Source organism: Alcanivorax sp. HI0044, assembly GCF_001634945.1.
In genome coordinates this window covers 1-603 of record NZ_LWEZ01001757.1, presented here as the reverse complement: position 1 = coordinate 603, position 603 = coordinate 1, and the positions used below count along the sequence as shown (strand labels likewise).

Annotated in this window: 1 protein-coding gene; it reads left to right on the top strand. The window is 54.4% G+C overall.

The window, feature by feature from the left end; translation table 11 throughout:
• Window positions 1-493, top strand: a 493-nt coding sequence (locus A3730_RS32265; protein WP_197477653.1) for an NAD(P)-dependent oxidoreductase, incomplete at its 5' end; no start/stop codon positions are given.
• Between the last annotated feature and the right edge of the window lie 110 nt (window positions 494-603).

The window sequence follows — 603 nt, the reverse complement described above, 5'->3', positions numbered from 1 at the left end:
TGATGTCTATGGGCCGGGCTCACGTGCCTGGTTGATTGAACCGTTGAGGATGGCCAAAGCCGGTCAGCTGATTCTTCCTGATAATGGGAAAGCCGTTTTTACCCCTGTATTTATCGAGGATTTGCTCGACGGCATTATGCTGGCGGCAGGTCTTCAAGAAGGGGCCGGGCAGGTCTTCATTCTTTGGGGAGGCGAAGCGGTTTCCTGCAACGAATTTTTCAGTCATCACTGGCGTTGGGCGGGTCGAGCGGGCTCCCCCCGCAGTTTGCCATTGACTGCTGCGTTGGCGTTAACCAAAGGGGTCTGGAAATTGAATCAGCTACTCAAGCGCCATGACGAAGTGACGCCAGACACCATGCTGATGTTTTCCCGCAAAGGCGGCTTTTCCATCGAAAAAGCCAAACGTCTGCTGGGCTATTGCCCCAAAACCCGTCTTGCCGAAGGGATGCGCGAATCTGAGGCCTGGTTAAAAGCCAGCGGTGAGCTGGATTGAAGGAGAGTGAGATGAAGCATGTAATGATTACGGGCGCAGGAAGTGGTCTTGGCCTGGGAATGGCAACACGCTATCTCAATCGCGGCTACACCGTGAGCGTGCTGGATTTG